This is a genomic window from Tepidibacillus decaturensis (assembly GCF_001561915.1).
Taxonomy (GTDB): Bacteria; Bacillota; Bacilli; order Tepidibacillales; family Tepidibacillaceae; genus Tepidibacillus_B; species Tepidibacillus_B infernus.
In genome coordinates, this window is sequence record NZ_LSKU01000001.1 from 180,794 (window position 1) to 188,911 (window position 8,118).

Below are 8,118 nucleotides of genomic sequence, written 5' to 3' on the forward strand. Positions count from 1 at the left end.
AATATAAAATAAAATATAACAGTGTAGGTGGTCAGGACACCTAATGATTGATCCAATAATAAAGATAGGGAAGAAATTAAGCATTTCTTAGGAGAGTTTTTATGATTTTTGAGCCGATTAAAAAGAAAAGAGTTTATCAAATTGTTATTGAAAGAATAAAATCTTCCATTGAATCTGGGCAATTAAAGCCAGGGGATAAATTACCTTCAGAAAGGGAAATGGCCAAATTACTAAATGTTTCTCGTTCTGCAGTCAGAGAAGCCCTTAGTGTTATGGAATATTATGGAATGGTAGAAATCAAAACGGGAATTGGCGTTTTTTTGGTTGAAGATCAGATTAATCAACTATTAAACAAGATGAATATTTTACTGTTTAATTATGGAATACAATTGGGGGAAATTTTAGAAGTAAGACAAGGGATTGAATCACAAGCTGCTTATTTGGCAGCCCAAAGAGCCACTTCAGAAGATTTAACAAAGATAAAGAAAGCGCTTACAAAACTAGAAAGAGCTGTAATAGAAAATAAAATTGCTGCAAAAGAAGATTACGAATTTCATCGTGCTGTCGTTCAAGCCAGTAAAAATCATATGCTTATACAGATGATTTATCTTATAGCTGATTATTTTATCCAAGGGCTAAATAAAAGTAGGCAAGAGTCTTTAAAAATCCCAGGTAGAAGTCAACAAATTTTAAATGAACATAAAGAGATATATGATGCGATTGTCGCAAAAGATCCAAATCTTGCTAGTAAAAAGATGTGGGATCATTTAGAACATGTGAAGTCGAGGTTTAATTAAAAATAAAGTTTAATGAAGGAGGTGCTTTTTATTCATTCAGTTTTTATAGAGAAAAAGGGACTTTAAAGTCATCATTCTAAAGAAAATTTTTAAAAAAAGAGGGGGAGAAAAATGAGGAAAAAAGGTTTAAAAATGATAGCGATGATAGTAATGATCAGCATGATAATTGGTCTGGTTGGATGTTCATCATCAACCACTTCAAGTAATGGTGGAGGCGGAATGAAATTTATTAATATTGCTACCGCTTCAACAGGTGGATCCTATTATCCAATTGGGGTAGGAATGGCGACTTTGTGGACAGAAAAGTTGAAAGGAGTTAATGCAAGTGCCCAATCCTCGGCAGGTTCTGTAGAAAATATTGACCTATTAAGAAACGGGGAAGCACAAATTGCGATTTTTCAGGGATTAATTGGTTCTATGGCCTACCAAGGAAAAGGTGCTTTTGAAGGAAAAAAATATGATGGATTACGTTCAATTTCCATGCTTTGGCCCAATGTTGAACATTTTGTTTTAAAAGAAGAACTAGCTAAAACAGGGAATATTCTTGATTTAAAGGGATCTAATTTTTCCGTAGGACCACAAGCAAGCGGAACAGAACAATCTACAATGGTGATCTTTGAAGGAGTTGGCCTTTCAAAAGCAGATATTAAACCTGATTATCTTGGTTATAATGATGCGGCTTCAGCTATAAAAGATGGTAGAATAAGTGGCGCATCAATGCCAGCTGGTACTCCTGTAGCAGCAGTTACTGATTTATATGCTAGTAAAGCCGGTGTTAAGGTACTTGAGTTCACAGATGAACAATTAGCAAGTATTAACAAGTTGTATAATACTTGGTTCCGTTTTGTCATTCCTGTTGAAACTTATCCAGGTCAAAAGGAAGAGATCAAAACAATTGCTCAACCTAACTGGTTAGGTGTTGCCAATACAGTAGATGAAAAATTAGTATACGATTTAACGAAGACTTTATTTGAAAATTTAGATTACATGTACTCTGTACATAACAGTGCCAAGAGTATTAAGTTGGAAACATCCTTAAATGGTTTGCCTGCACCATTACACATCGGGGCATATAAATATTTTAAAGAAAAAGGACTCGAGATTCCAGAACACTTAATACCACCAGAAGCCAAATAAACGAAAATTTAATGAAAAAGGGTGGCATAAACCACCCTCTTACCATCTTTATTAAAGGGGAGATGAAAAATGGAATCTAAAAAGGCAAAAATAGAAAAACAGGAAGTGGTCAATCCTCAGCGTCAATTTACTGGCTTTCAAGGGAAAATTGTTGCAGTTTTTGCCATTCTTTTTTCTGTCTTTCAGATCTATGCCAATAGTATTGGTATAATTCAAGAAATCCACCGAAATGCGATACATTTGGGGTTTTTATTGGTTTTATCCTTTTTGCTATTCCCAGGAAATAAGAAATCGAGTACTCATAAATTTAGCCTATGGGATATTTTTCTAGCTATTGGTGGGGTTATCGTAGGTTTATATATCGTTATCTTTTATAAAGATATCTTTGTTGCCCGAGGTGGGCAAGCGAATTTACTAGATTATATTGTAGCGGGATTAGCAATCGTCCTTACCCTAATTGCAGGAAAAAGAACGATTGGTTGGTTTATACCCATTCTTGGTATCATATTTTTACTTTATGCTAGATTTGGTGAATTTTCCTTTTTAGGAATGTTTGCTCATCAAAACTTTACAACAGAACGTTTACTTTACCGTATGTATATGACGACAGAAGGATTGTTAGGAATTACGATTTCTATATCATCTACTTACATCTTCTTATTTATTTTATTTGGTGCCTTTCTTAGTGCTAGTGGTGCTGCTGACTTATTTAATGATTTAGCATTAGCGATAGCAGGTAAGAGACGTGGTGGTCCTGCACAGGTAGCCATTCTTTCTAGCGCGATGATGGGTACATTAAGTGGAAGTGCTGTAGCAAATGTAGCTACTACAGGTACATTTACGATTCCCTTAATGAAAAAGATCGGTTATGCACCACATTTTGCTGGTGCAGTAGAAGCTGCGTCTTCTACTGGCGGGATGATGATGCCACCAATCATGGGTGCAGCCGCCTTTATTATGGCAGGTTTTGTAGGTGTTCCTTATTCAACAGTAATGTTGGCTGCTGTGATTCCGGCATTGCTTTATTATGCAGGGGTAATCATTATGGTGGATATAGAGGCTAAACGTTTGGGACTTAGTGGATTAAGTGCTGAAACATTACCAAGAGTTTGGGATGTTTTAAAAAAACGTGGGTTATTATTAATACCTATTATTGTTATAGTATGGACACTTTTTGAAGGAAGAACCCCACTATATGCTGGTTTTGCAGGAATTATTTCCACCATTTTAGCAAGTTGGTTTCATAAAGATACAAGAATTGGCCCAAAGAAAATTTTACAAGCCTTTGAAGAGGCTGGACGAGGTGCCATTCAAGTTGGTATTGCAACAGCTGCAACAGGAATTATCGTCGGTGTAGTGGGTATGACAGGAGTAGGATCCGTACTTGCTTATAACATCCTGAAAATTTCCTTTGGTCAATTATCAGTTGCTTTAGTATTAGTTATGTTAACAGCGATCGTTCTAAGTTTAGGATTACCTTCAACTGCTTTATATATAGTGGTTGCGGTTACGGCAGCACCTGCATTAGTAGAAGCAGGTATTCCTCCTCTTGCAGCACACTTTTTCGTCTTTTGGTTTGGCGTGCTATCTAACGTTACACCTCCTGTTGCATTAGCATCATATACGGCTGGAGGAATTGCAGGAGCCGACCCAATGAAAACAGGATGGACAGGATTAAAATTAACAATCGCAGGCTTTATTATTCCGTTTATGTTTGCTTATAATCCTGTCATTTTGATGCAAACGTTAGATGGAAGTCCTGTTTCGTTTGATAAGGTTATCTTGGCAGCTATTACTGGATTATTCGGAGTATTTTCCCTTGCTGTTGCTGTTCTAAATTACTATCGCTCACCTTTAAATTGGTTAGAAAGAATTCTATTCTTCTTAGCAGCAATTTTCATGATTAAACCTGGGATTATTACCGATGCTATAGGAATTGGGTTACTCGTTATTTCTTTATTTATCCAGATAAAGAAACAAAAAGAAGTGATCAATAGAGGTACCAATCATGAATACTTGGCCTAAAATCTACAAAATCAAACAAACTTTTTCCAATCAACCGATTGTAAAGGATATTGAAGAAACGATTGCTAAAGAAGTGGAATATGTGATAAGTCAAAGTCAACTATTAGCAGGATCAAGCATCGCAATTCCTGCTGGTAGCAGAGGGATATCCAATATCGTCATTATTTTAAAAACGATCATTACAAAATTAAAGGAAATGGGATATCAACCTTTCCTTTTTTCTGCAATGGGCAGTCATGGTGGAGGTATAAGTGAAGGGCAAAAAAGTATATTGGAAAGCCTAGGTATAACAGAAGATGTGATGAAATGCCCAGTTATCTTCTCTTCAGAAGTAGTTCAACTTGGAAATACAGATCAGGAGATAACAGGGCTACCTGTATATGTGGCTAAGGAAGCAGTAAAAGCAGACGGAATACTTGTCGTTAATCGTATAAAAGCCCATACTTCTTTTACAGGAACATATGAAAGTGGATTACTTAAGATGATGGCAGTAGGAATGGGGAGAGCAAAAGGAGCATCAATGGTTCATTCATTAGGTGCAGAGTATCTTGCTAAGTCCATTCCTTCTATTGCCATAAAGGCGATGGAATTAGCACCTATTATTGGAGGAATTGGGATTGTAGAAAATGCGTTAGAAGAAACAGCAATGATCAAAGGTTTGTATAAAGATGAAATTTTAAAAGAGGAAAAGAGACTGTTACAAATAGCAAAATCCTATATGCCTAAACTTCCAGTAAAAGATATTGATTTAGCCATTATTTTACAGATGGGCAAGAACTACAGCGGTACAGGAATGGATACGAATGTCATTGGTAGACTTCGGATCGAAGGAGTACCTGAACCTACTCACACGAATATTCGCTATCTTGCTGTTTTAGATTTATCTGAAGAATCTCATGGGAATGCAACTGGTATTGGTTTAGCTGATTTTACAACAGAAAAGTTAGTGAGAAAAATCGATAAACAGGCAACCTATCTAAATTGCATGACAAGCGGTTTTGTTACTAGAGCTGCAATACCTATGACTTTCCCAGATGATAAGACATTATTTGAGGGGATTGAAAAAGTATTAAAACGAGATGATTTATCAAATTTAAAAATAGCTATCATCAAAAACACCTTACAAATTGATGAATTATGGGTTTCGGAAGCAATATTTCAAACTTTGCAAGGAGAAAAAAATTTTGAATTACTAGAAGGTCCCCTAAATATAAAATTTGATGAAACCAATTCGCTCACCTTAAATTAAGGGCTATAAGTAAGTAGTGGTGTGAAAGCTTTCCGTGTGCAAGGTAATTTGGGAGGGGATAATAATGGAAAATAGAGTAATAGAGAAGATTAAGAGATTAATACCCGATCCGAAAAGAGTCATGACCGATATCTCTGATTTATATAGTTATTCTTATGATGGTTCTTTCGGTACTTATCTACCAGATATCGTTGTGCAGCCGAAAAGTAAAGATGAAATTGTTCGTCTCGTACAATTAGCCAATCAAGAGAAGCTTCCTATTTACCCTCGAGGACAATCGACGGGTTTAAGTGGTGGGTCTCTGCCAGTCAAAGGGGGGCTTGTTCTTGATTTATCGAAAATGAACCAAACCCTGATTATCGATCCAGATAATCTAGTAGCAATCGTCTCACCAGGAGTCTTAACCGCAGACATTCATAAAGTAGCTGAACAATATGGTTTGATGTACCCACCTGATCCAAGTAGTTCCCATGTTTCTACGATTGGAGGAAACCTTGCAGAAAATTCGGGTGGTCCAAAGGGATTAAAATATGGAGTAACCAAAGATTATGTGATTGGACTTGAAGTGGTAACCCCTGAAGGAAAAGTAATTCGTACAGGTGGGAAAACGGTGAAAAACGTTACTGGGTACGATTTAACCAAGTTGATTGTTGGTTCAGAAGGTACACTTGGTATTATTACCGAAGCGATCTTACGATTAATTCCCAAACCACCAGCGACGGAAACAGCAATGGTCATTTTTAACGATATTGTCGATTCAGGTCGAGCGATTTCGAAAATATTAACAAGTGGTATTTTACCTTCCAAATTAGAATTAATGGATCAGGCATCCATTCAAGCTGTTGAAGACTATGAACCTGTAGGCCTTCCCCGTGACGCAGAAGCGATTCTCCTTATAGAAGTAGACGGGCACCCTTTAGCAATGAAAGATGAAATCGAAAAAGTAAAAGAAATTTGTAGTCAATTAGGAGCGAGAGAAGTGAAAATCGCCACCACCAAAGAAGAACGGGAAGAACTGTGGCGAGCGAGGAAACTGGTTTCTCCAGCAATTGTAAAAATTAAACCGACCAAAATTTCCGAGGATGCAACAGTTCCAAGAAGCAAAATCCCAGAGATGTTTAAACGGTTAAAAGAAATTAAAGAAAAATATCAGATTCATCTTGTGATTTTTGGTCATGCAGGGGATGGTAATCTACATCCAAATATTATTGCCAATAAGCTAGATAAAGAAGAAATGAAACGGGTAGAAAAGGCCGTAGAAGAAATTTTTCGCGCAACAATTGAACTTGGAGGGACACTCTCAGGAGAACATGGAATTGGAATAATGAAGGCTCCCTTCATGAAAATGGAATTAGGTGAAGAGGGTTTAGAGATGATGAAACGCATTAAAAAAGCATGGGATCCCAATAATATCTTAAACCCTGGAAAAATTTTCCCTGAACCAGGTCAGAAGTTGGTGTTAAGTGAATGAGTACACTACTTAATCAACTCCAACAGGATTTACGCTATGATTTAACCAATGCCTGTGTCCAATGCGGTTATTGTTTACCTGTTTGCCCTACGTATCTAACAATGGAGAAAGAAACCCACTCTCCTCGGGGAAGAATCAATCTCGTCAAAATGGTGGCAGAAGGGAAAATCAAAGATATTAATCAAATTAGAGAACCATTAGAACTATGTGTTGGTTGTCGAGCCTGTGAAACAGCTTGCCCAACTGGAGTACAGTATGAAAGGATTCTTGATTCTGCAAAGAAAGTTTTAGAAAAACATAAGACCTATAAACCCTCTGTTCGGATCATTCGAAATATCTTATTTAAACACGTTTTTCCCAAACAGAAGGTTATGGTTTCTTTAGGTAATCTAATTTGGTTATATCAAAAAACAGGTTTACAAAAAATGGCTCACACTACAAAAATAATAGATTTATTACCTTACCATTTAGGTGAGTATGAACGTACATTACCAATATTACCATCCAATCATAATAGGAAAAAAGAAAGTACGCTTAAAAACACAAGTCAGAAGCCAAAGATAAAAGTTGCCTTTTTTCAAGGATGTATTATGCAAGGAATCTACCAGCGGATTAATCATTATACTGTAGAGTTGATGAAGCTAGCGAATATTGAAGTTGTCATTCCTGAAAATCAAACCTGTTGTGGGGCTTTACATGCTCACTCAGGTGGCCATGAGCAGGCGATTGCATTAGCAAAACAAAATATTGATGTATTTGAAAAACTAGACATTGATTATATTGTAAATAATGCTGGAGGGTGTGGTGCGGCACTCATTGAGTACGATCAATTACTTACCGATGATCCCGACTATGCTGAAAAGGCAAAGCGTTTTGTAGCAAAAGTTAGGGATATTAGTCAAGTCTTGGTGGAAGCGAGTCCTCTCCCGTTAAAAAATCCAGTGAACGAAATTGTTACTTATCAACGTTCTTGTCATATGACAAATGTCCAAAAAATAAAAGAGGAACCTTTAGAACTGATTAAACAAATTCCTGGTCTAAAATTAGTAGAAATGAAAAGACCCAACATGTGTTGTGGATCAGGCGGGATCTATAATTTAATCCATTATGAGGAATCAATGAAAATCTTAAACTTAAAAATGGATACAGTAAAAGAGACCCATGCCTCAACAATCATCACAACAAATCCAGGATGCTTGATTCAAATGCAAAAAGGCGTGATCGACCAAGGGCTCCAACAAAAGGTAAGAGTCGTCCATTTAGTAGAGCTATTAGCTGAGTCAACTGGAATCATGTGAACTATTCGTCACTTTACGTATTCACGTTTGAAGTAGCAGCTTTTTATTTAAAGATTAGATATTTCTTTAAGCGGAGGTAGGTATTAAGCTTTCATCTTTTATAAAGACTAGAAGGTTATACAATGATAATAATAAAAAATA

The 8,118-nt window shown here is 36.5% G+C and carries 6 protein-coding genes; all 6 read left to right on the plus strand.

The genetic code is table 11. From position 1 onward, the window contains the following. Positions 1-101: 101 nt before the first annotated feature. The 6 genes from U473_RS00810 to U473_RS00835 all read left to right on the plus strand — a co-directional run bounded on the left by U473_RS00810 (position 102) and on the right by U473_RS00835 (position 7,977). Positions 102-797 carry a FadR/GntR family transcriptional regulator gene (locus U473_RS00810; protein WP_068722490.1) on the plus strand — a complete coding sequence of 232 codons (696 nt, stop codon included), beginning with the start codon at positions 102-104 and terminating at the stop codon, positions 795-797. 111 nt (positions 798-908) lie between these two features. Next, a complete protein-coding gene (locus tag U473_RS00815) occupies positions 909-1,934 on the plus strand; it encodes a TAXI family TRAP transporter solute-binding subunit (protein WP_068722493.1) in 1,026 nt (341 codons plus the stop codon). A 69-nt stretch (positions 1,935-2,003) separates the two neighbouring features. Next, entirely contained in the window at positions 2,004-3,959 is a 1,956-nt protein-coding gene (locus U473_RS00820) for a TRAP transporter permease (RefSeq protein WP_068722495.1), read from the plus strand. Then, entirely contained in the window at positions 3,943-5,208 is a 1,266-nt protein-coding gene (locus tag U473_RS00825) for a nickel pincer cofactor-dependent isomerase, group 22 (protein WP_068722497.1), read from the plus strand. Before U473_RS00820 ends, U473_RS00825 begins: the two co-directional genes overlap by 17 nt. A 64-nt stretch (positions 5,209-5,272) precedes the next feature. Further along, positions 5,273-6,679, plus strand: coding sequence for an FAD-binding oxidoreductase (locus tag U473_RS00830; protein WP_068722498.1), 1,407 nt, complete (start codon positions 5,273-5,275; stop codon positions 6,677-6,679). Next, positions 6,676-7,977: a (Fe-S)-binding protein gene (locus U473_RS00835; RefSeq protein WP_068722500.1), complete on the plus strand. Its 1,302-nt coding sequence runs from the start codon at positions 6,676-6,678 to the stop codon at positions 7,975-7,977. Before U473_RS00830 ends, U473_RS00835 begins: the two co-directional genes overlap by 4 nt. Positions 7,978-8,118: the final 141 nt, after the last annotated feature.

Excerpts from the sequence above, each read along its gene's own strand:
- U473_RS00815 (WP_068722493.1), top strand. The coding sequence starts at position 909 with ATGAGGAAAAAAGGTTTAAAAATGATAGCGATGATAGTAATGATCAGC.
- U473_RS00825 (WP_068722497.1), top strand. The coding sequence starts at position 3,943 with ATGAATACTTGGCCTAAAATCTACAAAATCAAACAAACTTTTTCCAAT.
- U473_RS00830 (WP_068722498.1), top strand. The coding sequence starts at position 5,273 with ATGGAAAATAGAGTAATAGAGAAGATTAAGAGATTAATACCCGATCCG.
- U473_RS00810 (WP_068722490.1), top strand. The coding sequence starts at position 102 with ATGATTTTTGAGCCGATTAAAAAGAAAAGAGTTTATCAAATTGTTATT.
- U473_RS00835 (WP_068722500.1), top strand. The coding sequence starts at position 6,676 with ATGAGTACACTACTTAATCAACTCCAACAGGATTTACGCTATGATTTA.
- U473_RS00820 (WP_068722495.1), top strand. The coding sequence starts at position 2,004 with ATGGAATCTAAAAAGGCAAAAATAGAAAAACAGGAAGTGGTCAATCCT.